Source organism: Streptomyces griseorubiginosus (genome assembly GCF_036345115.1).
Lineage (GTDB): Bacteria > Actinomycetota > Actinomycetes > Streptomycetales > Streptomycetaceae > Streptomyces > Streptomyces griseorubiginosus_C.
The window spans coordinates 241,547-266,953 of the sequence record NZ_CP107766.1 but is presented as its reverse complement, the minus strand read 5'-3'; the positions used below and the strand labels follow the sequence as shown (position 1 = coordinate 266,953).

22 protein-coding genes are annotated in these 25,407 nt (G+C 69.7%); 6 read left to right on the top strand and 16 right to left on the bottom strand.

The annotated features are described in order from the left end of the window. Positions 1-63: 63 nt before the first annotated feature. From OHN19_RS01240 to OHN19_RS01220, 4 genes are all read right to left on the bottom strand, one after another. A complete protein-coding gene (locus OHN19_RS01240; RefSeq protein WP_330262269.1) occupies positions 64-1,356 on the bottom strand; it encodes a hypothetical protein in 1,293 nt (430 codons plus the stop codon). Between the two features lie 602 nt (positions 1,357-1,958). Next, on the bottom strand, positions 1,959-2,615 hold the full coding sequence (locus OHN19_RS01230; protein WP_330262268.1) for a DUF1707 domain-containing protein: 657 nt from the start codon (positions 2,613-2,615) through the stop codon (positions 1,959-1,961). A 475-nt stretch (positions 2,616-3,090) separates the two neighbouring features. Then, positions 3,091-3,663: a snapalysin family zinc-dependent metalloprotease gene (locus OHN19_RS01225; RefSeq protein ID WP_330262267.1), complete on the bottom strand. Its 573-nt coding sequence runs from the start codon at positions 3,661-3,663 to the stop codon at positions 3,091-3,093. A 299-nt stretch (positions 3,664-3,962) separates the two neighbouring features. Beyond that, a complete protein-coding gene (locus tag OHN19_RS01220) occupies positions 3,963-4,697 on the bottom strand; it encodes a DUF4232 domain-containing protein (RefSeq protein ID WP_330262266.1) in 735 nt (244 codons plus the stop codon). 397 nt (positions 4,698-5,094) lie between these two features. Here OHN19_RS01220 and OHN19_RS01215 point away from each other — a divergent pair, with 397 nt between their 5' ends. Beyond that, positions 5,095-6,693, top strand: a complete 1,599-nt coding sequence (locus OHN19_RS01215) for an MFS transporter (protein WP_330269503.1) — start codon at positions 5,095-5,097, stop codon at positions 6,691-6,693. A 24-nt stretch (positions 6,694-6,717) separates the two neighbouring features. On the opposite strand, the gene OHN19_RS01210 is transcribed toward OHN19_RS01215, so the two are convergent. Beyond that, complete coding sequence (locus OHN19_RS01210) at positions 6,718-8,934, bottom strand: FUSC family protein (protein WP_330262265.1); 2,217 nt, start codon at positions 8,932-8,934, stop codon at positions 6,718-6,720. Between the two features lie 78 nt (positions 8,935-9,012). Between OHN19_RS01210 and OHN19_RS01205 the strand changes: the two genes are divergently transcribed. Next, the gene (locus tag OHN19_RS01205) at positions 9,013-9,285 is read left to right on the top strand and encodes a type II toxin-antitoxin system PemK/MazF family toxin (RefSeq protein WP_330262264.1); all 273 of its coding nucleotides are present in this window, start codon (positions 9,013-9,015) and stop codon (positions 9,283-9,285) included. 405 nt (positions 9,286-9,690) lie between these two features. Here the strand turns inward: OHN19_RS01205 and OHN19_RS01200 are convergent, their stop codons facing one another. The 5 genes from OHN19_RS01200 to OHN19_RS01180 all read right to left on the bottom strand — a co-directional run bounded on the left by OHN19_RS01200 (position 9,691) and on the right by OHN19_RS01180 (position 14,384). After that, positions 9,691-10,443 (bottom strand): anti-sigma factor, encoded by a 753-nt coding sequence (locus OHN19_RS01200; RefSeq protein WP_330262263.1) that lies wholly within the window; start codon positions 10,441-10,443, stop codon positions 9,691-9,693. After that, the gene (locus tag OHN19_RS01195; RefSeq protein ID WP_330262262.1) at positions 10,427-10,987 is read right to left on the bottom strand and encodes a sigma-70 family RNA polymerase sigma factor; all 561 of its coding nucleotides are present in this window, start codon (positions 10,985-10,987) and stop codon (positions 10,427-10,429) included. Before OHN19_RS01195 ends, OHN19_RS01200 begins: the two co-directional genes overlap by 17 nt. A gap of 47 nt (positions 10,988-11,034) precedes the next feature. Then, positions 11,035-11,718 (bottom strand): class F sortase, encoded by a 684-nt coding sequence (locus OHN19_RS01190; protein ID WP_330262261.1) that lies wholly within the window; start codon positions 11,716-11,718, stop codon positions 11,035-11,037. Positions 11,719-11,796: 78 nt separating this feature from the next. Further along, complete coding sequence (locus OHN19_RS01185; protein ID WP_330262260.1) at positions 11,797-12,636, bottom strand: DUF4397 domain-containing protein; 840 nt, start codon at positions 12,634-12,636, stop codon at positions 11,797-11,799. A 1,097-nt stretch (positions 12,637-13,733) separates the two neighbouring features. Next, on the bottom strand, positions 13,734-14,384 hold the full coding sequence (locus OHN19_RS01180; RefSeq protein WP_330269502.1) for a helix-turn-helix domain-containing protein: 651 nt from the start codon (positions 14,382-14,384) through the stop codon (positions 13,734-13,736). A gap of 219 nt (positions 14,385-14,603) precedes the next feature. Between OHN19_RS01180 and OHN19_RS01175 the strand changes: the two genes are divergently transcribed. Further along, complete coding sequence (locus OHN19_RS01175; protein WP_330262259.1) at positions 14,604-16,064, top strand: MFS transporter; 1,461 nt, start codon at positions 14,604-14,606, stop codon at positions 16,062-16,064. Between the two features lie 366 nt (positions 16,065-16,430). Further along, positions 16,431-16,967, top strand: coding sequence for a transglycosylase SLT domain-containing protein (locus OHN19_RS01170; RefSeq protein WP_330262258.1), 537 nt, complete (start codon positions 16,431-16,433; stop codon positions 16,965-16,967). 151 nt (positions 16,968-17,118) lie between these two features. Here the strand turns inward: OHN19_RS01170 and OHN19_RS01165 are convergent, their stop codons facing one another. The 6 genes from OHN19_RS01165 to OHN19_RS01140 form a co-directional block, all read right to left on the bottom strand. Then, positions 17,119-17,502: a hypothetical protein gene (locus OHN19_RS01165; RefSeq protein WP_330262257.1), complete on the bottom strand. Its 384-nt coding sequence runs from the start codon at positions 17,500-17,502 to the stop codon at positions 17,119-17,121. After that, positions 17,499-17,705: a hypothetical protein gene (locus OHN19_RS01160; protein WP_330262256.1), complete on the bottom strand. Its 207-nt coding sequence runs from the start codon at positions 17,703-17,705 to the stop codon at positions 17,499-17,501. The genes OHN19_RS01165 and OHN19_RS01160 overlap by 4 nt, the downstream gene beginning before the upstream one ends. 190 nt (positions 17,706-17,895) lie before the next feature. Beyond that, entirely contained in the window at positions 17,896-18,294 is a 399-nt protein-coding gene (locus OHN19_RS01155; RefSeq protein WP_330262255.1) for an AtzH-like domain-containing protein, read from the bottom strand. 100 nt (positions 18,295-18,394) lie between these two features. Then, a complete protein-coding gene (locus tag OHN19_RS01150) occupies positions 18,395-20,116 on the bottom strand; it encodes a regulator (protein WP_330262254.1) in 1,722 nt (573 codons plus the stop codon). A gap of 153 nt (positions 20,117-20,269) precedes the next feature. After that, positions 20,270-21,010 carry an isochorismatase family cysteine hydrolase gene (locus tag OHN19_RS01145; RefSeq protein ID WP_330262253.1) on the bottom strand — a complete coding sequence of 247 codons (741 nt, stop codon included), beginning with the start codon at positions 21,008-21,010 and terminating at the stop codon, positions 20,270-20,272. A 122-nt stretch (positions 21,011-21,132) separates the two neighbouring features. Further along, positions 21,133-21,828 (bottom strand): isochorismatase family cysteine hydrolase, encoded by a 696-nt coding sequence (locus OHN19_RS01140; protein WP_330262252.1) that lies wholly within the window; start codon positions 21,826-21,828, stop codon positions 21,133-21,135. A 650-nt stretch (positions 21,829-22,478) separates the two neighbouring features. On the opposite strand from OHN19_RS01140, the gene OHN19_RS01135 reads away from it, so the two are divergent. Further along, positions 22,479-22,895, top strand: coding sequence for an ester cyclase (locus OHN19_RS01135; RefSeq protein ID WP_330262251.1), 417 nt, complete (start codon positions 22,479-22,481; stop codon positions 22,893-22,895). A 474-nt stretch (positions 22,896-23,369) separates the two neighbouring features. After that, positions 23,370-25,349, top strand: a complete 1,980-nt coding sequence (locus tag OHN19_RS01130) for an amino acid transporter (RefSeq protein WP_330262250.1) — start codon at positions 23,370-23,372, stop codon at positions 25,347-25,349. Positions 25,350-25,407 lie beyond the last annotated feature (58 nt).

Here is a 25,407-nt window from a genome sequence, read left to right as displayed (position 1 = left end):
AGGGGACGACAATGCCCGGCCCGGTGACGTTGGTCACCGGGCCAGGGAACGGTACCGCGGGGGTTACGCGTGCTCGTACACCGAGATGTGGCTCTTCCAGTTGAAGACCGTGTCCGGGATGTAGGTGCCGCCGGGCGGGGTGATCAGGAACTGGTCGTCCTTGTTGCCCGGGTTGGCGGAGTAGGTGAGTCCGTCGCAGGAGACCGCCCACCGCTGCTGGTGGGTGCCGTCCTCGGACAGGCACTTGCCGTTGGAGGACATGAGCTCGTCACCGTCGGCGTACCACCACTGGCGGGAGTCGTTGTAGTTGCAGGGGGTGAGGGCGACGTTGTAGCTGGTGTTGGTCAGGCACTTGCTGCCCTGGCCGATCAGGTAGCCGATGGCACCGTCGCTGTTGATGTGCGGGGTCTCGGCGACGTCCCAGTTGTAGTAGGGGGTCTTGTAGCTGCCCGAGTACAGGTCGTCGTGCACGTCGCTGCCGGAGGCGTGGGAGGGGATGCGGAACTGCACCCCGTCGGCGATCGGCTGGCCGCGCTTCTCGGCGATGACCGGCTCGATCGAACCGCCGCCGATGAAGGCGACCGGGAAGGCACCCCAGTTGTGGATCATGATGTAGTTCAGCGCGTTCTTGATGCTGCCGACCATGTTCGGACCCGCGCTGCCGATGCGGGCGCCGATGGACTTCAGCGCCTGCCCGGCGCTCTGCAGGGTGGCCCGGACGCCCTTGCCGACGTAGGACTCGTCCAGCTTGTCGAGTCCTGAGAAGGTCAGCATGGAGACGGTCGCGTCGAAGAAGGCGCCGCCGACGCTCTTCCAGTTGAGGTAGCCGTCGGTCAGGTACTGGAAGGCCAGCGCGCCGACGAACCCGCCGAGGAAGGATGCGAACCGCACGCCCCACTTGCAGCCGGCCGGACCGGTGAGCGAGCAGATCAGCGTGGAGCCGAGGATGGTGATGACCGCGTCCGCGGCGATCTCCACCGCCCGCGCCGACAGGTAGGACCACTTGGCCTCTGTCACCTTGTGCAGCTTGCCCGTGCAGTCGGTGACGGCCTCCTTCTTCTTCGAGGCGAGGACCGTCACCTGGTGCGCGGTGAGAGCGTACGAGGTGGGGGAGACCGTGGCCGTGGAGGAGCCGGAGTCGTAGGCCGCGCTCTCGACGACGGGCCCGTTCGCCACCGGCCGTGCCTGTGCGCGGTAGGCGGCCTCGACCGCGTCGACCGTCCCCTCGCAGAGCTGCGTGACCGAGGTGGACGTCTTCCGGGCCGCGTCCGACAGACGGCTGCCGAAGGAGGCGTCGAGGAGGGTGGCGGCCAGGGCGGTGACGAGCACCGTGATGATGAGTGTGCGTATCGGCACCCGTTGAAGCGGACGCCCGGTGAACCAGGTCAGCACGAATAAGCTCCTTATGGATGCTTTGTCCGGATCGGGAACGCGGCGGTGTGTGCGGGTGCCGCCGGAGGAACGGCCCCTGCCGGGGCCGGCGCATTCGGGTCGCCGGCTCGCCGGGTGGGGCGGAACGTTTCCGATCCTGAGCTGCCGGACGTTGTTGCTCAATCCCTCTTCCGGGGCGGCAACAACTCGGTGACCTGGGGGAATGCGGGGGCGTGTGGGCGCGATCCGCAGCAACGGTCCGGTTGGGACTGGGGCAGGTGCAACCGGTACGGTCGCTGCTCCTGGCGGGGCGTGGAGGTGCGGCGCGCCTTGCTCGGCTGGTCGGGTGGTGGAGCTGCTGGCCGGTGCCGGTGCCGGTGCCCGGGGTCGAATACCCGACGGTGTTCCGCCCGACCCCACTGCCGGGCGACCGCATGACGTACGTGAAGCAGGTGGAGGGCGTGGACACCCGAGTGACGCGGGGCATGGTGCGACCGCCCCCGCAGCCCCTTCGCCCCCCTGGTGGTCTGCGTCAGCAGGAATTGTCGGCGCTGTTTCTGCTCCCCGGCCCGTTCTTGCTGATGGAGTCAGTCGCCTGCGGGTAGGGCGGTGGATTTGCGCAGGAGCCACTGTCCGAAGGTCCGCCGTGCGGGCCGCACCACGACGCGGCCGTGGGCTGCCGTGCCGACCAACTCCACGCGCAGTGCGATCGGCGTCCCGGGCTCTGGGGCCTGACGAATCTTGATCTTGCTGTGCGCGAGGCTCAGGGCGCCGGTATCGACCACGATGCCTGGCTTGGTGATCAACGTCAGTTTCTTGCCCGCCATGTTCATGTCGATCCGCAAGGTGTCCTGTGTGATCACCGCCTGAGTGAAGTCGAGCGTCACCTCACACCACGCCGTGGCCAGCTCCAGCCTCCGCGGGACCACCCAGCGCCCCTCGCGCCTGACCGCACCACTGTGAATGCCCTCGATCCGGAGTACGTCCTTGACCTCCGCTACGGCGGTGCCGGTCGAAGCGGACACGGCCGGCAGGTCAGCGGTCAGTTCGGTGAGTTCCCTGACGGTGCGTGCCGACAGGGCGACTTCGAGGCGTTCGTCCAGCTCGTCCGCGGTCAGCAGGCCGTCCCCCGCCGCTATGCGCAGCACGTCCACCACCCGGTCCCGGTCCGCATGAGAGGCCCTCAGCTCGGGTGACGAGTCGGGGTCGGCACGTTTCCCGGTGGGCGAGATCTCTCCCGGCATACTTCCGTCCTGGTCCTGTCGAACGTCTCCCGCGCGACGCAGGCAGCGGCGCGACAAGAAGACTAACGCTATATCGCGACATGGATCCCGGCTGGACCCCATCACGGAGAAGACGATGGCTGGCGTCGATTCACGGCATGCGACGGCTTCCATCGTGGCGAGACCCGGCCTCGACATACACGGGGCCGGGGCGCATCTGGTGATATCCGGTACGCCGCACCTGGGTACAGGTGCGGGCATCCAGCACCAGCCCTGGCCAATTGCGATGGCGCGGTATGGCCCCGGCAGCCGGAGCGCTCTGCACCTTGCGAGAGGTCCGCATGCATCCGCCGCTCACTAAGCACCTCGCGCACCGGCGCCGGTAAGCGCGGTGAGCCGCTGGACGACGCGCTGCGCCGTCCGTCCGCTTGCGGGCCCCTGCGTCCCGGGGCGCTCGTCGAGATCCCCGGGACGCACATCCGCCTGATGCCTGTGGTCAGGGCGCGTCGATGAGGATCCGGTTGTCGGCGGGGGCGAGCGCGGCGAGTCCGCCGGCGTAGGCGGACTGCACGCGGGAGCGCTCGGTGGCGTTCGGTGTGGCGTTGGTGCAGGCCGTGCCGGCGCTCGACCCCGACATCAGCTGTGAACAGGGGCCGGGCTTGGTGTCCGGCAGGCCGAGGCTGTGCCCGAGTTCGTGCGCGGCGATCCGGGTCTTGTTGAAGCCCTGGTCCACGGCCTGGCTGCCGAGTTCGACGCGGACCTGACGGCCCGGACGAACGGGGCCGAGCGTGGCCTGCGGCCAGCCCGTGGTGGCGACGATCACGATCTCGGCCGCGGTGCCGGGTGCCGCTTCCACCAGACGGACGTTGCTCACGTTGGCGTTCCACGAGGCGACTCCGGCCGCGATCGCGGCCTCCCAGCCTGCGGCGCGGCTGTCGTCGTAGCGAAGGGTCACCGTTGCTGCCTGCGCGGCGGGCGCGGCGGCGGGGGCGGCGGTCGCGGCGCCCGCCATGGCGAGGACGAGCGCTGTGGCGGAGGTGCCTGCCTTGAGCCAAGTGCCGAGGGGCATTGCTGCTCCTTCATCCGTGGGGGGAGTCCGGCCCCGGCGGGACCGGGTGGGCGAAGGAGCGGCACGGGTTGTCCGGTGGGGGCCGGACGCGCCGTCGACCGCCCCTCCGGGGCGTTGCGATGGTATGCCGCGCCATCCCTGTTCGTCATGTACCTGCCATAGTGAATATCCGTCAGAGTCGAGTTTCGGACGGAAGTTGTCTCGCCGGTCTTCGAAGGCCACCCGCCGACGCGTCGACTGCTCCGGACGCCGGTTCCACGACCAAGCGCCTTTCGCTCGCCAGGCAGGCGGCACTACGCTCAGGAAGGCCTGACCGCCGATACGCCGGTGACGGTCACGGTGTCGTCGCACTCGGCGAACTGCCCGTCGTCCAGGGCCACCTGGTGTGCCCCGGACCCCGGCAGCCCGACGACCATCGTGGGGTACACGACGGGCGCCGAACCGGACTCGCAGTACCCGTCGCCCTCTCCCTGAACCTGCACGAACGTCAGCTTCACCCACGCCGTTCCGCTGGGAGCCACCTTCACCGACGCCGCGGCTCCGGTCGGCTTGACGGTGAGCGGCACGTTCATCTCGGGAGAGCCGTTTCCGGCGCCGGCCACCGTGGGGTGCCCCTTGAGGACGCACGTCCGTCCGGACACGTTGGTGAACTCGACGACGGCCGCCCCGGTACCCGTACCAGACGGCCGTACGGCGGCCTGACGGGCGGTCGCCTTCAGGCTGCCCGCGGAACAGGTCGCCGCCGAACCGCCTGGGGCGGGTGCGGACGACGCCGGTGTGGAGGCGGCGGGAGCGGGCCGGGAGGCGGAGGGCGTCGGTGCGCCGGAGGCCGTAGAGGAACCGGAGTCGGCGCTGCCGGGCTTCGGGGCGCCGGGTGTGGACGAGTCGGCCGCTGAACTCACGGCCGCGGACGGGGTGATGCCCTTGGCGACGTCCGCACCGCCCCCACCGGGCTGACATCCCGCCACCCCCAGCGCCGCCGAAGCCACGACGACCACCATTGCCGAACCGCGCATTCCGTTCACGTACCGCATGCCGTCCCCCGACTCCCAGTTGACCGGAACACGGCTCCTTGCCGCCTCCGTCGAACCAGACAGAACGGTGAGGCCAGCAGTTCTCCCGCACTCCGACCTGTAACCCACCGGTGACGAAATCCAGCCACAACCACCGTGAAGCGCACCCGGACAGGCCATCGACTCGCCCCCCGCAGGGTTGCCGCATGGCCGTCCCGGCCGTAGCTCGCGCGAATCCCATCGACCTACTCGGGGGGCTCGTTCGCTGCGGTGCAGACGCTCGCCTCACCCGGCTCTGCTTCTGCGGGTTCGCCCGGACGGGGGCAGACTGGGCAGAGTGAGTGCTACACGTCTCGGAGGTGCCGACACCACGTCGGCCCCTCGCTCGGTGCATCAGCAAACGCTGGCTCTCGCGGCCATGATGTTCGCGGTGGCGATGACGTTCATCGATCAGACCATCGTCTCGATCGCCGCCCCGGACATCGTCCGGGAGCTGGGCCTCTCCGCGTCCGGCATGCAGTGGGTGATCAACGCCTATCTCCTGGCGCTGGCCGCCTTCTTCGCCGTCGGCGGCCGCCTCGCCGACCTGTACGGACCGCGCCGGATCGTGGTCGTCGGCACGCTGGTGTTCGTCGTGTCTTCGGTGATGTGCGGCTGTGTCCCCAAGGGGGACGCCGCTCAGGGCTGGCTCATCGGATTCCGGGCTGTCCAGGGGGTCGGGGCGGCACTGCTCTTCCCCGCCGCGCTCGCGGTGGTCGTGGCGGTGTTCCCGGCCGAGCGGCGCGGCCGGGCCCTCGCGCTGTTCTTCGGGCTGTCCGGTGCGCTGACCGCCGTAGGGCCGCTGCTGGGCGGCTGGCTCACGGCGGCCTGGACATGGCGCGCGGTGTTCTGGGTCAACGTCCCCGTCGCCGTGGTGGCACTGGGACTGACCGCGATGGCGCACATCGCCGACCGTAGACGCACCGGCACGCTGGACATCGTGGGCGCCGCTCTCATGGCGGCAGGCATGGGACTGAGTGTCCTCGGCTTCCAGCAGGCCTACACCTGGGGCTGGGACAGCCCGGCCACCTGGCTGTGCGTCGCGGGCGGTCTGGCGATCCTCGTCGTCTTCGTCCGCTACGAGCGGGGCGTCCGCCATCCCCTGATCGACCTGCGCGTCTTCCGGGACAAGGGCTTCACCATCGACGCGGTGGTGCTGTTCTTCGCCATGCTCGCCTTCGTCCCGCTGTTCTTCTTCGCGTCCGTGTACGCACAGGTCTCGCTCAGCGCCTCGCCCAACCAGGCGGCACTGTTCCTGCTGTACGTGTTCGCGGGCTTCGCCATCGCCTCCCAGTGGGGCGGCCGGATCCTCGATCAGCGGGGCGCTCGTCCGGCCCTGAAGGCGGGCGGTGTCCTGGGCTGCGTCGGATTCGCCCTGTGGGCGGGCAAGCTGACCGACCTGTCCATGCACGACCAGTGGCCGTACGCGGCCCTGGCCGGCGCGGGCATCGGCTTCATCCTGGCTCCCGCCTCCACGGACGCCGTCAACCGTGCGATCGGGCCGTCCTACGGCGAGGTCACGGGCGTCACCCAGACGGTGCGCAACTACGCGGCGAGCGTGGGCATGGCCGTCTTCGGCACCATGCTCACCCATGTCACGCGCTCGAACGTGACGGACACCCTGCAGGCGCGGGGTCTGTCGGCCGAACAGGCCCGGGACACCGCGCACCACGTCAGCAGCTCCATCACGGGCAGTGGCGACGCCAGCCCACCCTCGGGCACCGGTGCGGCGGCCAGTCAGATGCGCGACCTCGTCAGCACGGTCCGCATGGACTTCGCCGAGGCGAACCAGTGGGTCTTCTACGGCATGGCCGTCGCCCTGGGGATCGCGTTCCTGTTCGCGCTACGGCACCCGGGCGGCACCCCGGCCGAGGCCACCGCAGACGGCGGAGTCTCCTCCGCCGAGGATGCCGCAGCCTCCGGAGCCTTGTCCGCCGAGGACGCGCAGCACCGGCACACCCCCACGAGGACCGACTGACTTCACCCACCACGGCCGCCTCTCTCAGGCAAGCTCGCGAGAGCCGCTGCCTCCGGCCGCCGCACCGGCGTCCGAACGGGCGACCACCTCCGGTGAAGCCCCGCGGGAGATCCGTGTCAGATCGGCGGCCAGGGACTCGAGCCACTCGATCACGGCGTAGTAGCGCCGGGGCGCGCCCACCGGTTCGGCGTCGAACTCGGGGTACACGGGATCGATCCGCGGTACCGCAGTGGGCGGGGTGTCCCCGCCGGGATCCAGGGCCGCGGAGACCAGCAGCATCCGCCCGGCCATGCGTTCGCCGAGCGCCTCCACCGCCCGGGCTGTCGCGGCGGACAGCTCGGTGACGGGCGGAGCCAGGAGCCGGTCGGATCCCCACAGGGTGTGGTGGCCGGCGATGAGCGTCGCCTGCCAGTCCACCGAGCGAGCCGGGTGACCCCGCGCGGCGCCCGTGAACGGTGCGGGCTCGCTCTGGAACTGCGCGTAGGCCGACTCGGCGAGGACGACCGCGTGGTGCAGGGACCGCTGCCCGGGCGCGGCCGTCGGCACGGCCGTGGCGGCGCCGCCCGCGACCGACGAGGTCGTGGCCACCACGACCTCCGCGGCCGTGCGCAGCAGTTCGGCGGCCGCGCGGCGCAGCTCGTCGTGCGCGCCCCGCGGCCACGCGAGGAGCCCGAACACAGCGCCGATCGCGCTGCCGATCAGCACGTCGAGCATGCGCACCTCCGCCAGCTGCCAGGTGGACGGCGCCAGCTGCGCGAACACCAGCGCCACCAGCACGGTGAACAGCCCCTGTGCCCACCCGACACCCCGCACCGGTCCTACGGTGAAGGCGAGCAGCATCCACAGGGGCAGCAGTACGGCGTAGACGTCGGTGTGGGTGCCCACCAGGGTCAGTGTCCCGGCGGTCAGCAGCGCCCCGGCCAGCGTTCCCGTGAGCGCGAGCCGGATGGTGTGACGGGTCGCCTCCAGGGTGGTCCTGGTGAGACTGAGCGTGGCGAGCATGGCCCAGAAGCCGTGCGGCAGGGTGTCGATTCCCGCGACGAGCCGCGCCGCGGTAAGGGCAAGCGCGATCCGCACCGCGTTCTGGAAGAACACCGAGCGGCGCCCCGCATGGCCGCGGACCCTGTGCCACCACAGCACCGGCGCCGGGACGCCCGAGTACCAGAAGCGCTCCGGCGCCACCTCCACCTCGGCGTGCCGTCCGCGTACGGCACGGTCGGCCGCCGCCCCCATGGCCAGCGCGGCATCCGCGATCTCCAGCACGGCCGCATGCCTGCGCAGCACCGCGGGCCCGAATCCGGACGGGCAACCAGCCCCCGAGCCGGACGTCCCCGCGGACAGGGCCGACAGCGCGGCACGAGCCGAGGACAGCTCCTCGGACGACTCCAGCAGCGGGGTCCCTGCGCGCAGACACTGCGCCGTCGCAGTGGCGAGACCCGCCGCCGCACGCAGCACGTCCGCCACCTCGCGCTCCTGCGGTGCCCGGGACGGGCCGGTCAGCCGCGCCAGCCGATTGAGCAGCGTGCGGACGGCGAGGCCGGTGTGGGCGAGCGCCCGCACCCGCACACCGGGACCGGCCGGACGCTCCGCCTCGGGCACCATCAGCGACCGCAGCCCCCGGCTTGCCTCTTCCGCCGCGTTGCGGTCCGCGGGCTTGAGGACATACGGCCCCACGGTCAGGGTTCGCGCGCAGTGGGCCGCCGTTTCTGCGGCGCGAGCCGTCCGCTCCCGGTACGGCGTCGGGGAGGGCTCGGGAAAGATCAGCGCCTCGGCGGCGATCAGCAGCACCAGCCCGGTCGTCGTACCGAGGAGCCGCTCGTCGAGCGAGCCGGGATCGTAGGGCGGGAACGACGGCAGGATGTACAGCAGCTGGAGCCCCGGTGCCACGCCCGCCGGGCGCGGTCCACCCACGGCGGAGAAGGCCAGCGCGAAGCCGACCGCCAGCATCCCGGCGACGGCGCTCCACGTGCGTACCGAGAGCCAGGTGCCGACGATCACCAGGACCCAGCACACCGGAAGCACCCGCACCATGATCGCGGCGCGCTGCCGTCCGGTCCCCGGGATCCGCGAGAGCCCGCCCAGAGCCACCGCGCCGAACAGGGCGTATGTGGCCGCGACGGGACTGTCGAGCCCGTAACGGAAGAGGTAGAAGCCGACCGCAGCGGCAAGGGCCACACGCACGGCCCGACGGCCGGAACCGGCGTAGGCCGCCGGGAACACCCCGGCTGGGACACCCCTCACCCCTCCAGGATCACCCCAACACGCCGGGCGCGCGTCCCGAGCCGTTGGCATGGCGGCAGTCCCGTGGCAGGAGGACATGTGCAACGCGGCGAAGTCCGGTGGGTCGAGTGCGACGAGCGGCGGCCGGTCGTGGTCCTGTCGGGTGACGAGTCGCGGGGGTTCCGGGCGATGCAGGTCGTCGCTCCGGCTGGCGTCGACATCAGTGGTCTGGGAGTCGAAGTGGCCGTAGGAGCCCCTTGCACCTGGCTGACCACACTGTCCCGGGACGACCTGATCAACCAGGCGGGGGTCCTGTCCTCCGCGAAGCTCAGCGACATGACGGATGCTCTCCGTCTCGGCGGGCTCAAGTAGGCGGAGAAGGAACGGACTCCTTGACAGCCCAGCCGATCCAGTCGGCTCTGATCTTGGCATCTCCTTTATCTGCGTGGGGTGTTGAGGGCTGATCCGTTGTGGGTGGAGCCGTTCACGGGTTTGCGGATGCGGCAGTTCGAACGGGGGGTGGCGACGGTCTTTGGTTGCCCGGGGTCGGGCGGGCAGTGGCCACCTGGTGTCTGCATCGATGGTGACCTGCACGTGCGTCGTCCACGATCGACAACCCCGGCACTGGCAGCACGCGATCCGCTAGCGGCAGGCACCACGGGGCCCCCGCCAGCCCGACGCCCAGATCTGGCGCAACTCCGGCCTTGCCCGGCAATGCGACAGCGTCACGGTGCTGGGCGGCGGCGTATACACCTCTGAACGGCTGACCAACCGTGATCAGCCGGCGTAGGGGCCGCGGACGAGGCTGTCTCCCGAGTGGTCGGGCTTGCCGTTGTAGGGCTGAACGGAGACGTCGACCACGGAGTATTCGCGCAGGTCGATGTTGTCCGGCACCGGCAGTGTGGCGCTGCCGTCAGGGCCGAGCACTCCCATGGAGACGAGCTTGGTGTGGGAACGGTCCATCAGCCATACCTCGAAGTAACCGGAGGTCTTGGGGAGTCCCTCGACTGTGATCTTGAGGAGGCGATGTCCATCGTTGCCGCTGAGCCGGGCGTATCCTGCCGAGCTCGCCTGGAGCGAGTCCAGGCGCCTGCCGTCGACGGCGGACACGCTGGAGTTGTCGCGGGTGATCCACCACGTGATGGTGCTGCCCGCCGCTGCCCCCAGAAGTGCGGCGCAGGCGGCGAGTGCCACGCTGAAGCGGCCCAGCCGCCGGGCCTTCGGCCGCTTCGGGCGGCTGTCGTCGCCGGGGTGCGAAACCGCAGTCTCCGGGAGGTCGCTCTCGGCCGGGACGAGGCGGGACTGTGTGGACAGGTGCAGTTCGCTCGCGATCGAGTCCCACAGGTCTGCGGGTGGAGTGAGCAGATCGCGCTCGTCGGGTCCGGGCGCCTTCATCGTCGAGGCCACGTGACTGAGGGCTTGGAGTTCCCGTGAGCAACGGGCACACGTGCGCACGTGCTCGTCGTCGGGAGCGGACGGGCTCTCCCCGATCGCCATCAGCGCGAGTGTCTCCTCATCCGTGTGCTCCACCGTCCACCTCCAACCGGTTCTTCATGCGCAGCAGCCCGCGCCGCGTGTTGCTCTTGACGGTGCCCAGCGGCAGTCCTGTGCGCTGTGCGATCTGCGCCTGAGTGAGATCCTCGTAGAACGCCATTTTGAGCACAGTCCGTTGCTGTTCGGGAAGCTTTTCCAACTCGTCCGTCAGCAACACGAAGTCCAGCACGGAATCTGCCGCGCCGTCCTGCTGAGGGCTGCTTGCGGCAGCTTGTGTGGTCACTGCTTGGACGTCTCTGAGGTGGCGAGAGCGTCGGGTGAGCTGGTCGGCCACCTTCTTGTGGGTGACGCCCATGAGCCATGCCTTGAGCGATCCACGCTTCGGATCGTAGTTCTCGCGGCCTCGCCACGCTCCCACGAAGACCTGCTGGGTGACGTCCTTCGCCTCCTCCGGATCGCCCAGCCTCCGCAGGGCCACGGTGAAGAGCAGTGCACCCCAGCGCCGGTACGCCTCGTTGAGGCACGACTCGTCGCCCTCGGCGAAGCCATGGCCCAGGTCGTCGTCGGAAGGGGACTTCACGGACGCCACGCTAGCCGCCAGAACCTGTGAGCCGCCCCATATTGTGCTCACGTCGGTGCCCCCACGGCCGTGACGACCAGATTGTTCTGATATCCGCCCTCGTCGGGGCGATAGGGGCCAGTACAGGTGATCAAGGTCAGGACCGCTGGTCCGTCTCTGCGGAATGCTCCCGAAGTCGCCAGGTCCTTCTTGCTCACCGTGCGGCGTGATGCGACCCGGTAGGCGACCTTTTTCCCGTCCTTGCGGACCACCACTACGCGATCGCCTCGGCGGACGTCGTTGAGAGCGACCAGGACGCCCAGGCCGCGACCGTCGGAATCGACGTGCCCCACGACGACGGACGATCCTTCGGCCGATCCCGGTGCGGGAGAGAAGCGGTACCAGCCGACCCGCTGTGGGTCCTCCGGAACCTCCGCCTGCCCATCGGCCGAGACGCCCACCGCTTCGATCACCGCACGGACACCGAGTCGCGGCAGTGACAGCGAGGACGGCGCGGCCACCCGAGCCGCAGTCGTCGGGACGCTGAAGTTCCCGGAAGGTGTGGACAGTTGCGATGTCACCTTCCCGAGGCCGGCCGGCGAGCGGCTGCCCGCCAGGGGACCGAAGTCCTTGCCACCGGCCCCGGACCGTCCGGGCCAGGTGCCGATGATGGTCAACGCGGAGACAGCGAGCCCCAACAGCGCGACGACCAACCCGGTATGCATCAGATGGCGTGGCGAGGGTTTGCTCATGCAGTACGACCTCTTCACGGCGAACGACGACGGGGTGCTGCCGACCAGCGCTGACAGCACCCCCACTGGACGAGTGCTCTAGCGAGCCGACGACCGCAGCCGATACAGCAGTCCCGCGGCGCCCAACGCGGACACCGCGCCCAAGGAAAGGGCGCCGAGGGGGATGCCCTCGTTGTGGGTCGCGGCCTCGGCCGCACCGGTCTCGCCGGCCGGAACACCGCCTGGCGCCGAGTGCATGCCGGTCAGGCTCTGCGTCTTCAGCTGAAGGTTCTTGTCGTCGGCGCTGCCCCAGGCGTACACCACCGTGTTCGTGCCCTCGGCCAGATCGAGATCGGCCGGACCGATCGCCACGGTGTCGCTCCCGGCCAGTACGACGTCGGCGGACACCGTGCCTGCGTCGACCTCGCCCTTGGCCTCCTTGGGGTTGACGAGGTCCTTGAACACCGGCGTCCCGCCGGCGCGCACGTCGACCGCGGGTGCGGCAGCGACATGGCGGACGGTCAGCCGGGCCTTGCCCGCGGGGACCTTGGACACGTCGTTGACGAAGGCGTCCAGCGCAGGCTTGCCCTCGGCCGTCAGGTGCGCGACCAGGGTGGCGCTGACTCCTGCGGGTACGTCGACTGTCTTCTCGATGGCCGGCGTGCCATCAGGGCCTTCACCGTCTTTGAAGACCTTGATGTCGTAGGAGCCCGCGTCGAGCTTCATGGAGTCCGTCAGGGTGCCGGGCTCGAAGTCGGGGATCAGTTCCTTGTCTCCGGCGTAGACGTCGACCGTCAGGCCCGGTATGCCGTGCAGTACCGACACCGAGGCCTGATCACCCCTGTTCTGCTGCTGCGCCAGTGCTGGTGACCCGGCGGTGACGGACAGCGCAACGGCGAATCCGGCGGCCACGGTCGCACCCACAACACGACTGGTCATGGCGGATTTCCCTTCCGATCGGGGACTTCTCGGGTCTGTGTGGGGAGGTATTCCGCCGGTCCGGAGGAGATGGTTTCATCCGATCGGCCATTTCTTTGTGCGAGGCCTATGAAGAACCCGCCGGCGCGCGGTGGTGCCGAGTTGTCCCGTCATGGTGGAGAGGCGGGTGGCGGGGTGTGCAGAGCAAGGCGTGCCGGTGAACGTGCGAGTCGGGGTCCAGGTCGGCAGGCTCAGCGCACTCTGCACGACCGGCAGCCCGACACGGCGGCGTTGCCGCCCGTGTTCGGTCGGCGTTCGGTCGGCGCTGACGGTTTCCGCTCCCGCGAGCACGAATGGTGCAGGCGGAGCCATGGGGGCGGCACCGCCTGCGGCCACGTGCGTCGAGTGGGTCAGAAGGTGGGGTGCGTGTTGGCCGTTCCGACGGTCAGCCCGGCAGCGAAGACGTTGGTCTTGAGCGTGACGTTGGTGGCGTCGGCCCTTGTGCTTGCCGAGCGTCACATGGTCGGTGGACAGGTCAGGCTTGAAGGCGGGGACGCGGGTCTTGGTGCCGGCGACGAGACCGGTCAGCCGTCCCTTGCTCACCACGTCCAGGACGAGCACCAGGCAGCCGGGGCGGTCCGGGCTGGCTGGCCCTCGCCGTCGGCTACCAGGGTCTGGTCGCGCTGAGGCTGCCGGAGACGCCGCCGGCCTGCTTCCCGGCCAACTTCCGCGCCGGGACGGCCGCCCGCGCCGAGCGGCTGCGGGACACCGGCGTGAACGCGCCGGGCCGCTGGGAGTTCCCCTTCGGCAGGCCGCGGGTGCATGTCGCGCCGTCACGGTGTATGCCGTGAGCGAGGACGACTGGCGGGCCGAACTCGCCGCGTACGAAAGGGAACTGGGCGAAGTCCCTGGCGTCCGGCTGCTGTCGCACCAGGACTTCGCGGCCGACGGGGCCAACGTCTTCGGGTACCGGGACGGCTTCAGCTGGGGCGGCGAACCACACCCGCGTACGCCCCTCCCGAGGCCGGGTGACGCGGTCGACCAGACTCTCCTGCCGCACCTTCGCCAGCCGGCGCCGGGTCTGTCGGCTCCGCACCTTCGGCGAGATGGTCAAAAGGCTAAGGAGTTCCTGCCTGGAGGCGCAGGCCCGCCAGGGTCAGCTCCAGTGCGGCCAGGAACTGGTCCCTGTCGTCGTGCTCGGCGAACTCGTCGACGATCTCGTGCATGAACGGGAACTGTGCGGGATCGAGCTTCCGCCAGGACTCGGCGTAGCGGTTGAGGAACTCCACGCGGTTCACCGTGCCGTCCAGCACTTCCTGCGGGGGTTCCGCGCCCAGGTCGGCGGCTGTGCCGACCACGACGCCGAGGATCGCTGACACGGCGTGGAAGCGCTGCCGCGGTGTGAGGTCGAGGCGCAGGGTCTGTTGGCCGAGTTTCTCGTACAGCCGTAGTGAGTGCCCCTGGACGTCGGTGTTGCGCATGAAGTAGGCCGACAGCCACGGCCGGTCGATCATGGCGTCGAAGAGGGTGATGGCCATCTCCCGCAGGTCGGCGATCGGGTCGTCGCTCTGCGTCTGTTCTTCGACGGCGGTCAGGATGCCGCCGATCACGTGGTCGGTGGCGCGGTCGACCAGTTCGTCCTTGCTGGAGACGTACCAGTAGATGGTCCCGACGCCGGTGCCGAGCCGGGCGGCGAGGGCGCGGAAGGTCAGGGCCGACTGGCCCGCTTCGTCGAGCAGGGCCACGGCCGCACTGAGGACCGCCTCCATGGAGTGCGAGGCCCGTTGGCGGCCCCGGGGGGAGGCCTCGGTGGAAGTGCGTGGTCGCGGGCGTGGCATACAGCCATCCAACCACAAGCTTGCCCTTCCATCGAACGATGTTCTACGCTCGAACACCGTTCCAGCATGGAACGACGTTCCTTTATCGAATCCCGTTCTAGCGTCACGTGCGTCTTCGACGACCGGCGACGCTACGAGAGGAGGCCGGCCATGACCGCGACCACCACTGCCGAGCCCGCTTCAACCCGTACCTACTCATCCCTGCGTGCGGCCTGGATCCCGCTGACCGCACTCTGCCTGGCCTTCTTCGTCGAGATGGTGGACAACACCCTGCTGTCGATCGCGTTGCCGACCATCGGCCGCGACCTCGGCGGCGGCACCACCGCCCTGCAGTGGGTCACCGGTGCCTACTCGCTCACGTTCGGAGGCCTCCTGCTCACCGCGGGATCCCTGGCCGACCGCCTCGGACGTCGGCGCGTGTTGCTGATCGGCCTCGCTGTGTTCGGCCTGCTGAGCCTGTGCGTCATCGCCGTCGACTCCGCCGGGCAGCTCATAGCACTGCGCGCCGGGCTCGGCGTGGCCGCTGCCGCCATGGCGCCCATCACCAACTCGCTCGTCTTCAGACTGTTCGACGAGCAGGCGTTGCGGATGCGCGCGATGACCCTGATGATCGTCGTCGGCATGTCCGGGTTCGTGCTCGGCCCGCTGCTGGGCGGCACGGCGCTGGCCCACGTGAGCTGGCAATGGCTCCTGCTGATCAACGCGCCGATCGCGCTGATCGCCGGCATCGGGGTACGGCTCGGGGTCGCCGCCGACCGTCCTCAGGACCTCACGGACGACAGGCTCGACCTGCCGGGAGCCGTCCTGAGTGTCCTGGCCATCGGCCTCGCCTGTTACGCGCTGACCAGTGGCGTGGAGCACGGCTGGCTCTCCGCCGTCACGCTCGCGTCGATCGCCGGAGCCGTGGCCGCGGGCCTAGGGTTCGTACGGCACGAGCGCCGCAGCGCTGCGCCCATGCTGGACCTCGACGTCTTCTCCAGCGGGACCGTCCGCGGCGCCGCCATCGCCCAGATCGGAACGTCCATCGCGATGGCCGGCGTGATGTTCGGGCTCATCCTCCACTTCCAGTACGCCTACGGATGGAGCCCCGTGCGGGCCGGCCTGGCGAACCTGCCGATCATCATCACGATGATCGTCGCGACCCCCCTGTCGGAAACGCTCGCCAAGAAGTTCGGCCACCGCATCGCCTGCCTGGTCGGCGCGGCCTGCCTGGCCGGCGCGCTCGCCGGCCTCGCCTGGGGCGTCGACCACGGATACGCCGCTATCGCCGCCGCCATGGTCGTGATGACCATCGGGCTGCGCACCGTCATGACCATCTGCGCTATCGCCCTGGTCGACGCCATGCCGGAGAACCGCACCTCGATCGCCGCGGCGCTCAACGACACCGCTCAGGAGGTCGGCACGAGCGTCGGCACCGCCGTTACCGGAACCCTGATCGCGGCAATGGTCACCACTCAGCTGCCCGCCGGCATCTGGAACGGCGACCTCGTGCAGTCCTTCATCCATGGCGAGCGGATCATCTACGGCGTACTCGCAGTGGTCGTCGGTCTGATCGCGGCGGGCGGAGCAGTCACCCTGACCGACTCCCACGCGGTCGAGGAGGCACCCTGAGCGGGCGGAGCCGGGGATGCCGGGCGACCTTGGCGGCCTGAGCCCGGGGCCTGTCCGGTCCCGGGCGGCCCACACGACCCGCAGACAGCCCGGCTCACCGGCCCGGACGGCCACCGGAGCGAGGTGGTGGAGAAGCCCCTGGACACCTCGACGGGCATCACCGCCGCGGACCTCTGCCTGACGGCTCCACCCCGTGGGCGTGAAAATCGGTGCGTGGCAGTCCGGCGGACGTCGAGGGAACTTGGTGCGATCCGAGCCTGTGTCTCAGCAGGACGCTGGGGGGTTCATCGCCAGGCACCCGGATGTGTTGCTCCGAGCACACGCCGGGCGGGATTGCGGCGGGATCTTGAGGGCACATGCAGGTGCATGGACAGTGACAGCGTCCGGGTGCCGCCGCTGCGGCCCGGTGGCTACGACCCCGCCGACTACGCCGACGCGGTGGTGCGCAGTGCCGAGGATGCCGGCGTCTCTCCTCGACTGGTGATGGGCGTCCTCTTCAACGAGGCGTACAAGCCCCACCATCCGCTGCTGGAGCGGCTGTGGCAGTGGTGGAAGCCGGAGGCGTCCTTCGGATTGGCCAACATGCACCGGGCGGCCTTCGAGCAGGTACGACGGACACATGGCCTGTCCGGGCATTGGCAGGATCTGCGGGACGACCCCGCCTTCGCCATCCGCGCCGCGGCGCTTCACCTGAACAACCTCGAGGACAGGCTTCCGGCGCGCCACGTGCGCCGGTACACCCGCGACGAACTCCTCGCCCTGGGATACAACGCGGGCGAACGCAACATGCGCGCTTTCGCCCGCGGCGTACCCCCGGGCCCCATGGCGCGGTCCTACCTGCGCCGCTTCCGCGCCGGTCGGCGGCGCGCCGCTGAAGCCCTGGCAGGCGCGCGTGCGCAGTGACCGGGAGCGGGCGCCTCATCCCTGACGAGCCGTTGGAGAGATGGCAGCACGCGCCTGGACTCTCACGCGACGCGGAGTGAACACCGTCGTGGTCGGGAAAGCGATCCGCCCCCTCCAGAGCCCCGAGAGATGACTGGAGCGCCCGTCGGTATCACTCGCTGCGCCAGGACTCCAGCCGCTGTGCGATCGTGCGCAGGTCGGCTTCCTGCGCACGGACGGCTTGGGCGAGTTCGTACAGGTCATCGTCCTTGGCCTGCACCGGCTGGCTGGAGACGTGCATGTACTGGCTGGTGCAGGCCCAGCCGATGACCAGGTTGTAGTCGGTGAAGGGCCGCAGCAGCAGCGCGGTGTGCAGAAAAGTCGCGGCCCGGGCGGCGGGCTCCTCGTAGTACAGGACGCCGCGTTCCCGCTCGAACTTGTGCCGGTCGGCCATGAACCCCAAGGCGCCCCAGTCCGCGATCGGCACGTTCAGTGGGGAGATCGCGGACTGGATCTGCAGCACCCAGCCGGCGTCGACCCGGATGACAGGACTCACCGCAGCCCTTCAGGGAAGTGGGCCGCGACCCCGGGCAGGATGCGGGTTGCTTCGGCGACGGCTCCTTCGACGAAGGCAAGCCGGTCGGCCTCCTCCACCGTCACGTCGTGCACGTGCTGCTTCAGACTCCGCCCCGCCAGAGCCGCACGGGCACGCAGACGAGCCATCTCTTCTTCGCTGAATTCCACGTTGAGTGCGGGCATGCACCCAAGGTACCTGTCTCGGTACCGCCACGGGTACCCGATGGCGGAAAGCCGGGACACGGGTGTTCTCACGTATGGCGTGGGGCAGGTGGCGTCCGACGAAAACGCCCCTACGCTCCCGGGGCGATCCGGCCACCGTCCCCGGGAGGTGTCAGGCGGGCTGTCTCGTCGGCATGGTCGCCAAGGTCCTTCACGTGCCCGGCCGGGAGGTCTCGTCCGGCACCTCCGACACATGGGCGCTGACAATGCGCCAGCCTACGGGGAACCGTGTCCACGACTGCGTCTGGCGGCCGACGGCGGTGCCCCCGGGGTAGGCGAACAGCGTGGTGACCACCGCGTGGTCGGTCCCGAACGTGCTGATTCTGGTGTCGAAGAGTTTTCGGCCCGGAGGAAGCGGCGGTTGTTGCCGTCGCCAGGCCCGGATTTCCTCGATCCCGGCCTGCCGATCGGCGATACCGAAGCGGACCGTGTCGGGTGAGGTCCAGAAGTACCCGGTGACGCCTTCGTGGTCGTCGGTGACCAGGGCCTCCTCGTAGCCGGCGAAGGCCGCCGTGACCTCGGCGACCGTCTGTGGCAGGTCCACATCCATCCGCTCTCCGTTCGTGTGGGGCCGATCCGTCCTCACGCGGCCAGGTGGTCACCCGGCCGCACGGGAGGCGCCTTCATCGTCGTGAGTTGTCCGAGCTACGTCAGTCGGTGGCCGCCGATTTGTCCGCCTCGGCTGTGTCGTCCGGCAGGACGCCGACCCCGGCCGGTGCGGTTTCCGGGACCGGGGCAGGTTCTTGCTCCGCCTCCGGCTTTGGCGCCGCGGTCGCGGAGGGGCCGCCGCCGTGCAGCCGCTCGAGTTCCCGTTCCTCGGCGTCCGGCTCGCGGGGCGTCGGCCGGGTCAGGGCGAAGGCTCCGCACAGGACGGCGGCGAAGAGGTAACCGAGGCTGACGCCCCCGCCGGCGTTCCAGTCGATCTTCGGGGCGTGGATGAGCCCGATGAAGGAGAGCGCCGCTCCGGCCAGGGCCACCGCTGCCGCCGGGACGAACCGTTTGTCGATGACGAACGCGACGAGCGCGCCCAGGATCAGGCCCGCCAGGATCGCGCCCTGGCCGAGGACCATCAGCCCGTGGTACACGACGCCTGACGACTCAAGACCCGCTTCTCCGACCTTGGAGGCGTTGGTGCCGGCGGCCGCGAGGGCGTTGTCGATCTGGCCGACGGCCCAGGAGGCCAGGTTCGGCACGAGTGCGGCGACGACGGCCGCAGCGTGTGCCTTGGGTGACAACTGGAAGGCCTGGGCGCCGATGAGCAGGCCGATGTACAGCAGGATAGGCACGATCGCGGCGACCGGGAAGATCGCACCCAACAGGCTGAACATGCCCAGGAAGCACATCAGGGCGATGACCGCGCCGGTGGCCAGCGAGTAGCCGGTGCGCCCGCCGGCCGCCTTCCACCCGGGGTGACCGACGTACACGGCGGGCGGGAAGGGTGAGCCGAGCGCCGAGCCGATGACGGCGCCCGCGCCGTCGGCCAGCAGTACCGAACGCAGGTTGTAGTTGTCACCGGCGGCAGCTGCGCTTTCGACGTTGCTCATGCCCTCGGTGAAGTTGTAGACGCCCAGCGGGATGGCGGTGGCGAGCAGCGGTGCGACGTCCGAGAGACCGGAGAACAGCGTGTCGAGGTGGAGGCCGGGGAGGGCGAAGGTGATGTCGTCGGCCGCCGCCGAGACCGCGGAGCCGTCCATCGCTCCGCCGATCCAGCCGATCGCGGTGCCCACCAGGAGCGCGGCGAGTCCGATGGGGATGTTGCCGGGCAGCTTCAGATCGGTCATGAGGCCGATCAGGAGCAGCAGGAAGACCGGCAGGGCGATCCACAGGTGGTCCCACATCTGGCCGGCGGGCCGCATGGAGATGAAGGAGACGGAGATACCGGCGAGGGTGCCGAGCAGGGCGGCCCGGGGTGCGTACCGGCGTATGTACGGGCCCACGAAGGCACCGATGAGGACGATGACACCGATGATGAAGGCCCAGGCGATACCGGCCTTCCACGCCAGCAGCGGATCCTTGGTCTTGAGGTAGATCGGCAGCATGATGACGAACACGACGATGAACATGTGCGGCACGCTCGGCCCGTAGGGCATCGCGGTGACGTCCTGCCGACCCTCCCGCCGTGCGAGTCGCCGGCCGAGGTAGGCGTAGTAGATGTTGCCCGCGATCAGGGCGATGCCCAGCGCCGGCAGGATGGTGTGGAAGACGTCGTCGTCCGGAATCTTGACGACGCCCTGGCACAACCCGGTCAACGTCAGTACGTTGACCAGGACGTTGACGGCCAGTCCGAAGAACGCGTTGGTGTCGCCGCGTACCCACAGGGGGAGGGGCAGGGGTCGGGTCTCGGCGGGGGCGGTGCGGCGGAGTGACAGCACGGTGGGATCACCCTTCGTCGGGTGGAGCGGTGGATTCCGGCGCGGGGTACGCCTGGTGACGGGACACTGGGGACAGCGGGCACCGTCGAGGCGGCGGTGCGGTCGGGGCGGCGGGGGCGGCCGGGGGGCGGCGACCGTGCGCTGGTGGCCCTGTCAGCGCGGCTGTCGGGACGGTTCGCGGGCGGTTTTTGGAGCGCCGGGGCCGACGGGCGATGCGGTGGCCAGTGCCGCCAGGAACGCGGCCGACTCCGCGGTCCAGCCGAAGATGCCGCCCTGAGCGGACACCATCTCCAGGCCCGCCTGCTGGAACTGGGGGAAGTAACTGCCCACGCAGTCCGACAGCACCAGGCACTCGTATCCACGGTCGTTGGCTTCGCGGACCGTCGTGTGCACACACACTTCGGTGGTGACGCCGGTGACTACGAGACGGCGGATGCCGCGGGCGGTGAGCAGCTCACCGAACCCGGTGGCGTAGAAGGCGCCCTTGCCCGGCTTGTCGATCACCGGCTCGCCCGCCACCGGGTAGAGCTCCTCGATGATGTCGTGGCCCTCCTCACCGCGGACCAGTATCCGGCCCTTGGGGCCCGGGTCGCCGATGCGCATGCTGGGGTTTCCTCGCAGCAGCTTGCTGGGGGGACAGTCGGACAGGTCCGGCAGGTGTCCCTCGCGGGTGTGCACGACCGCCATGCCCGCGGCGCGGCAGGCGTCGAGTACGGCCCGCAGCGGAGCGATGGTTTTCCGCAGTTGTTCCACGTCATTGCCCAGGCTCTCGCCGAATCCGCCGGGTTCGAGGAAGTCCCGCTGCATGTCGATGAGGACGAGTGCCGTCTCGGCGAGGTCGAAGGTGAACGCGTACGGGGCGGCCTCGACACTGAGCGATTCCGCAACTGCCATGGCGGTTCCTGCTTTCGTCGATGGGAAGGGGAGTCGACGCGGTCGGCTGGGGCGGATTCGGACCGTGCGCCCGGATGCGCAGGACTGGTTGAGCGGTGCAGGGGCCCGTCCGGTGGGTCAGCTCAGGAGGTGGCCTCAGTGGTGGCGGTGATCAGGTCGTCGGCGGTGGAGACGCATCCGGAGACGCCGCCCTGCATGGTCACCATGTGCAGCGCGGCTTCATGGTTCGAAGGGTCCGTCGCACCGGTGCAGTCGGAGAGGATCAGACATTCGTAGCCGCGGTCGTTGGCCTCGCGCATGGTGGTGTGGACGCACACGTCCGTGGTGATGCCGGTGAGGACGAGATGTGTGATGCCCCGGGTGCGCAGTACGAGGTCGAGGTTGGTGGCGTAGAACGCTCCCTTGCCCGGCTTGTCCACGATCACCTCACCGGGAAGCGGGGCCACTTCGGGCACGATCTCCCAGCCGGGTTCTCCCCGGACCAGAATGCGGCCGCACGGTCCGGCGGCGCCGATCTCGGCACCGATCTGCGCGGACCGCCAGCGCTTGTTCGCCGGAAGGTCCGCCAGATCGGGGGCGTGCCCCTCACGGGTGTGAACCACGAGCATGCCCGTGCTGCGGGCGTGCGCGAGCAGCTTCTGCGTCGCCGGGAGCCCGGCCCGGGTCAGCGAGATGTCGTATCCCATCGTGTCCACGTAACCGCCGGGTCCGCAGAAGTCCGTCTGCCAGTCGATGCAGAGCACGGCGACACGGTCGGCGGGCACGGACGTGTCGTACGGCCATGCGTAGGGCTTCGCGGTGACCGGGCCGATGATCACTTTCGGTTTTTGCGGACTTATGGGCGCACTGTCAGCCATTGACCCCCCAAGCCGGGTGAAGTGGTGCATGGGAAAGTAGCCGCGATATTTCTGGTATTCCGTACACGGTGATTATGTGGAAATTGGTTTCGGCCAGACCATCGCCGCGTTACGCAGGAATGACGCGGTCACGAGGGGGCGCAGGGCCCAGGGGCAGGGCCGGGCCAACGTCGCGGGGGCGGCGTTCGCTTCCGTGCCGGCCACCGTGCGCGCCCCCGGCCGCTTGACGCCCCGCTTGTGTGGTGCCGGGACAACCTGAGCCGGCATCGGGCGGCAGCGCCGGTGTGTAGTGGCTCGACGAGGATGAAACCGTGCAGCGTTCGCCGATAAGAGGCGGGCCTTCCTGGGCACACGATGACGTCTGTCAGGGCTGAGCCGCTGGCACCGCGGCCGGGGACCCGTCGGCGGCTTATCACGATGCTGCCCGGGCGAGGCCGGACGGAGCTGATGAGCGCGGTGAACACCGCCCGGGACGAGATGGCCGTGGCCTGGCTGTCGGCACGACCTGCGAATCGGGATGGTTCCCGGCAGGTTCCCGCAGCGTGTGCGAGCGAAGCCGGCAAGGCGGCGTGCAGGGGCGAGTCCGATCGGCCGATGGATACGGTCCTTCCATGTCCGACTCAACCGAAGCCGCCAGCAAGCGCAATGCCGAGGTCGTCCGCCGCTATCTCCGGGTCTTCGAGACGAAGGAAGTCGCCGAGTTCCAGGAACTCGTCGCCGAGGACGTCCTCGTTCACGGCGCGGGCTTTCACGGCCAGGGGCGGCACCATCCCGAGGGAGCAGTGCTGACTCCGGGGCTGTCCAATTGCCGCGTGCGGGTGGACGACCTCTTCGCCGCCGGCGACCGGGTGACTGTCGCTTTCACGCTCACCTACACCCACGACCGCAGCGGCCGGGATCTCACGATGACGGGAGTCAAGTCCTACCGGCTCCGAGAAGGACGGATCGTCGAGTTCTGGGGCGAGACCGACCTGTACGGCCTCCTCCGCCAGGCCGGACTCGTACCCGAGCAGATTCCGCCCTTCTAGCAGGACCACGCCAGGGCTGATCGCCCCCGACCAAGCCGCGCTGCATCCGCTCATGGTCGGACCAGCCGGCCAGGAGATGCGGGGCGAGGGCCACCAAGACGCACAAGGCCACGATCGGCCCCGGCAGACCGGCGGTTATACCGCCGGACGCTCCGCCTCGGCCACCATCAGCGACCGCAGCCCCCGGCCTGCCTCGTCCGCCGCGCTGCGGTCGGCGGCCTTGAGGACGTACGGCCCCACGGTCAGGGTTCGCGCGCAGTGGGCCGCCGTTTCTGCGGCGCGAGCCGTCGTTCACGCCGCTGCCTCGTGGAAGGGGCTCTGTGGTCAGCGGGCACAGCGAATGCGTGGCGGGGAAGACGGCCGATGACGCGTTCTCCTGCGGTCCTTCGCCCTTGGTGGGGAGAGGGTTGCCGGAGGCCGCATACTCGGTGATCGTTGCGGAGCACGCTGGGCGGGTTGAAGGGTGTGGGGGACATGACCGACGTGGACGATCTGGCCGCTGTGGACGTGGTGGAGGATCCTGACACGACGGGGCGTCAAGGTGGCGCTCTGGGACAGTGGTTGCTGCGACACCGGGTGCAGGCGGTCAATCCGGCGGCGGAGGCAGGCGCCGGGGAGTCTCACGCCTGGTGGAAGGTGATGTGCCTGACCGGCGTCGACTACTTCTCCAGCCTGGCCTACGTGCCGGCGATCGCCGCGCTCGCGGCCGGGGCGGTCTCGCCGCTGGCCACGCTTCTGCTCGTGGTGCTGACCCTGGTGGGGATGCTGCCGATGTACCGGCGGGTGGCCGGCGAGAGCCCGCACGGGGCCGGATCGGTGGCGATGCTCGAGGACCTGCTGCCCTTCTGGCGGGGCAAACTGTTCGTCCTGGTCCTGCTCGGGTTCGTGGTGACCTCGTGGATCATCACCATCACCCTCTCCGCGGCCGACGCCTCCGTACACCTGGTGGAGAGTTCCTACGCCCCGCACGCTCTGCAAGGACATGAGGTCGTCATCACCGTGGCGCTCCTCGTGCTCCTCGGCGGGGTCTTCCTGCTCGGGTTCAGCGAAGCGGTGAGCGTGGCCATCCCCCTGGTCGCCGTCTTCCTCGCGCTCAACGCGGTGACCATCGGCGTCGGCCTGGTGGACGTGTTCACCAGCCCGGACGCCTTCTCGACCTGGACCGGCGCACTCACCGAAGGCCGCGGGTTCGGTGACCTGGCCGAGCCCGCGCTGCTGGCCTTCCCCCTGCTGGTGCTGGGTCTGTCCGGCTTCGAGACCGGAGTGAGCATGATGCCGCTCATCTCCGCCAAGGGCGAGACCGCCGAGCAACGGCTCAAGTCCCGCATCCGCAACGCCCGCAGGCTGCTCACCACGGCCGCGCTCATCATGAGCGTCTACCTGCTCGCCGCCAGCTTCGTGACCACCGTCCTCATCCCGCACAAGGAGTTCGAGGCGGGCGGAGCGGCCAACGGCCGGGCTCTGGCCTGGCTGGCCCACGAACACGTCGGAGAAGCCTTCGGCACCGCCTACGACATCAGCACCATTCTGATCCTGTGGTTCGCGGGCGCCTCCGCGATGGCCGGACTGGTCAACATCGTCCCGCGTTATCTCCCCGCGTACGGCATGGCCCCCGAATGGGGTCGCGCGGTGCGCCCCGTCGTCCTGGTCTACACGGCTCTGTGCGTCATCATCACCATCGCCTTCGACGCCGACATCGACGCCCAGGCCGGCGCCTACGCCACCGGCATCCTCGCCATGATGGTCTCCGGGGCCTTCGCGGTCACCGTCTCCGCGCTGCGCCGCCGCCAACGCACCCTGTGCGTGGGATTTGCCGCGCTCACCGCGGTGCTCCTCTACGCGCTGGGGGCCAACATCATCGACAAGCCGGACGGCATCACCATCTCCGCGATGTTCATCGTCGGCATCATCACCATCTCGCTGATCTCCCGCATCTCCCGCACCACCGAGCTGCGCGCGGACAAGATAGTGTTCGACGAGGCCGCGCGGCAGTTCATCCGGGACACCCTCGCCCACGACAACGCCATCAACATCGTCGCCAACCGCCGCGAGGCCGGGGACGGCGCCGAGTACGCCGACAAGGAACGCGAGCAGCGTGCCATCAACCCGGTGCCCGGCCTCGCCGACATCCTGTTCCTGGAGATCGACGTCGTCGACCCTTCCGATTTCAGCGAGACTCTCACTGTCCGCGGCGTCGAAGTCGACGGGCACCGGATCCTGCGGGCCGAAGCGCCCGCCGCTCCGAACGCCATCGCCGCGATCCTTCTCACCCTCCACGACACCACCGGCGTCCAGCCGCACTGCTACTTCGCCTGGGCGGAGGGGAGCCCTCTGACCCACATGTTCCGCTACTTCCTCCTCGGACGCGGGGACACGGCCCCCGTCACCCGCGAGATCATCCGCCGGCACCAGCCCGACCCCGCCCGCCGCCCCGGCATCCACGTCGCAGGCTGACACCGCAGCCCGACCGGCCCCACCCCGCGATGAGGAAGCCAGTAGGCCCTGTCTTGCA

Bases quoted from the DNA above. Each gene is read 5' to 3' on its own strand.
- OHN19_RS01230 (WP_330262268.1), bottom strand. From the start codon at position 2,615: ATGCCGGGAGAGATCTCGCCCACCGGGAAACGTGCCGACCCCGACTCG.
- OHN19_RS01225 (WP_330262267.1), bottom strand. From the start codon at position 3,663: ATGCCCCTCGGCACTTGGCTCAAGGCAGGCACCTCCGCCACAGCGCTC.
- OHN19_RS01220 (WP_330262266.1), bottom strand. From the start codon at position 4,697: ATGCGGTACGTGAACGGAATGCGCGGTTCGGCAATGGTGGTCGTCGTG.
- OHN19_RS01215 (WP_330269503.1), top strand. From the start codon at position 5,095: ATGATGTTCGCGGTGGCGATGACGTTCATCGATCAGACCATCGTCTCG.
- OHN19_RS01190 (WP_330262261.1), bottom strand. From the start codon at position 11,718: ATGAGCAAACCCTCGCCACGCCATCTGATGCATACCGGGTTGGTCGTC.
- OHN19_RS01185 (WP_330262260.1), bottom strand. From the start codon at position 12,636: ATGACCAGTCGTGTTGTGGGTGCGACCGTGGCCGCCGGATTCGCCGTT.
- OHN19_RS01180 (WP_330269502.1), bottom strand. From the start codon at position 14,384: ATGGAGGCGGTCCTCAGTGCGGCCGTGGCCCTGCTCGACGAAGCGGGC.
- OHN19_RS01175 (WP_330262259.1), top strand. From the start codon at position 14,604: ATGACCGCGACCACCACTGCCGAGCCCGCTTCAACCCGTACCTACTCA.
- OHN19_RS01170 (WP_330262258.1), top strand. From the start codon at position 16,431: ATGGACAGTGACAGCGTCCGGGTGCCGCCGCTGCGGCCCGGTGGCTAC.
- OHN19_RS01160 (WP_330262256.1), bottom strand. From the start codon at position 17,705: ATGCCCGCACTCAACGTGGAATTCAGCGAAGAAGAGATGGCTCGTCTG.
- OHN19_RS01155 (WP_330262255.1), bottom strand. From the start codon at position 18,294: ATGGATGTGGACCTGCCACAGACGGTCGCCGAGGTCACGGCGGCCTTC.
- OHN19_RS01145 (WP_330262253.1), bottom strand. From the start codon at position 21,010: ATGGCAGTTGCGGAATCGCTCAGTGTCGAGGCCGCCCCGTACGCGTTC.
- OHN19_RS01135 (WP_330262251.1), top strand. From the start codon at position 22,479: ATGTCCGACTCAACCGAAGCCGCCAGCAAGCGCAATGCCGAGGTCGTC.
- OHN19_RS01130 (WP_330262250.1), top strand. From the start codon at position 23,370: ATGACCGACGTGGACGATCTGGCCGCTGTGGACGTGGTGGAGGATCCT.